At 63.1% G+C, this 2,172-nt stretch carries 2 protein-coding genes and 1 pseudogene; 1 reads left to right on the top strand and 2 read right to left on the bottom strand.

The window, feature by feature from the left end; translation table 11 throughout:
* Positions 1–137, bottom strand: a pseudogene (locus VGH54_RS29385) (hypothetical protein); the annotation flags it as partial.
* Positions 138–283: 146 nt separating this feature from the next.
* Complete coding sequence (locus VGH54_RS29380) at positions 284–1,735, bottom strand: arylsulfatase (RefSeq protein ID WP_331515702.1); 1,452 nt, start codon at positions 1,733–1,735, stop codon at positions 284–286.
* A gap of 132 nt (positions 1,736–1,867) precedes the next feature.
* Here VGH54_RS29380 and VGH54_RS29375 point away from each other — a divergent pair.
* On the top strand, positions 1,868–2,172 hold a 305-nt coding region (locus tag VGH54_RS29375; RefSeq protein WP_331515701.1), incomplete at its 3' end, for a tyrosine-type recombinase/integrase.

The raw sequence follows: 2,172 nt of genomic DNA, 5'->3' as shown, positions 1-2,172 counted from the left end.
CGGGCCAGCCCGAGAACGAGCAGACCGGCTTTACCGCGATACGACGCCAGCTCCTGGGCGAGCACGCGACCGGCTTCGCGACGGTCGCGGAAGGTGCGCCGCGGCCGGCGCAGAAATCCGCTGGGTCGGTCCATGGGTCATGCTCGCCGTTGTGTGTCGTAGGTACTGAATCGCAGCTTACGACCGGTGCCGTCGCACCGAGCCCGCGTGGCGCGATTGCTCACTGCGACTCCCCGCCCAGATGCCTGAGGAAGCCGCGAGCGTGCAGTGCGACTTGAGTTGTTCAGCTACTGCGGGTAGTGGCGTCCTGCAACTTGGCCATCACCTGCTCCAGGCTGAAGCTCGCGGATTTCTGCCGCTGCGGGAACTCGACCAACGTCTGCAGCATCTGCGCGACGTAAGCCTGAGCCGGAACGAAAAGGAAGATGTGGTCCAACATCCAGTCGTAGTAGGTGTTCGACGTGATGTCGGCTCGCTCGTACGGATCGGTCCGCAGGTTGAACAGCTTGGGCACGCGCAGTTCAACGTAAGGCTCCGCCCAGATCTGCAGGGTGCCCACGCAACGCTGCTCGAGGAAGACGAACTTCCAGTTGTCGAACCGCAGTGCGGTGAGATCGCCGTCGTCGGAGACATAGAAGAAGTGCTTGCGTGGGCTCCCGTCGGTCTCGCCGGTGATGTACGCCAACTGGTCGTGCCCGTCGAGATGCACCTTGTAGGTCGTGCCGTTGAGGTCTGTGCCCGCGCGGAGCCGCTCGGCGATGTCGCGCACACCTGCCGCCGACAAGAGCGTGACGAACCAGTCGGCATGACTGACAATGCCGTTGAGCACAGAGCCGGCCGGGATGTGCCCCGGCCAGCGCACTAGCGCCGGGACGCGGTAGGCGCCCTCCCAGTTGGAGTTCTTCTCGTTGCGGAACGGGGTCATGCCGGCGTCGGGCCAGCTGTTCATGTGGGGACCGTTGTCGGTGGAGTACATGACGATGGTGTTCTCGGCGATGGCCAGGTCGTCGAGCAGATCCAGCAGGCTGCCAACTGTGTCGTCGTTATCCAACATCGTGTCGTGGTAGCGGGACTGCCAGCGCCCTGCGCGGCCCACGCTCTCGGGCTCGGTGTGGGTGCGGAAATGCATGTGAGTGGTGTTGAACCACACGAAGAACGGAGTTTCGCCTTCGTGCTGGCGCTTGATGAAATCGACTGCGGCGTCGCAGAATTCACTGTCGCAGGTTTCCATCCGCTTCTTGGTGAGCGGGCCGGTGTCCTCGATGCGCTGGGTGCCGTCGCCGTTGGCCCAAGTATGCAGCACGCCGCGGGGCCCGAACTTCTTGCGGAACTCGGGATCCTTTGGGTAGTCCGGCAGCTCGGGTTCCTCCTCGGCGTTGAGGTGATACAGGTTGCCGAAGAACTCGTCGAAGCCGTGCATCGTGGGCAGGTGCTCGTCGCGGTCGCCGAGGTGGTTCTTGCCGAACTGGCCCGTGGCGTAGCCCTGCGCCTTGAGCGCCGTCGCGATCGTGGGGTCCTGTGCCTGCAGGCCCAGCGGCGCCCCGGGCAGGCCCACCTTTGTTAGGCCGGTGCGGTACGGGTTCTGGCCGGTGATGAACGCCGCCCGTCCGGCGGTGCAACTCTGCTCCGCGTAGTAGTCGGTGAACAGCACCCCTTCGGCGGCAACGCGGTCGATGTTGGGGGTCCGGTATCCCATCAGACCGTTGCTGTAGCAACTGAGATTGCTCTGGCCGATGTCGTCGCCTCAGATAATCAGGACATTCGGCTTGTCAGTCATCAGCTGGTGGCCTCTCGTCAGAGCGCCCTCTGCTCGACGCCTGTTGAACGACGCTAGACCTTCTTCCCTGCGAAGCCGTGGCTTAAGTCCGTGAACACTCGATTTCGGTTTGGTGCCTATGTGGTTCAATCGGGCGGTCGCGCGCCGGTGCAGAAGATCACGCCTCACGATTTGCGGCACATTTGCGCGAGTCATGCTGTCAGTTCCGGCGCGAATGTCCTTGCGGTGTCACGGACGGTCGGCCACAAAGATCCGAGCGTCACGTTGAGGATCTATGTCGCTCTTTTCGACAGTGACCTTGATGCGGTTGCCGTCAATCTCGACGTGAAGATCGCAAGTAGTGTCCAGAGCGCCCGTCGACCGGCGGCGCAAGCGTCGGCAAACCGCTATTTAAC

The organism is Mycobacterium sp., assembly GCF_036488105.1.
In the GTDB taxonomy this organism is placed as follows: Bacteria; Actinomycetota; Actinomycetes; order Mycobacteriales; family Mycobacteriaceae; genus Mycobacterium.
The sequence above is the reverse complement of the archived record's forward strand: the minus strand, read 5'-3'. Positions and strand labels throughout refer to the sequence as shown.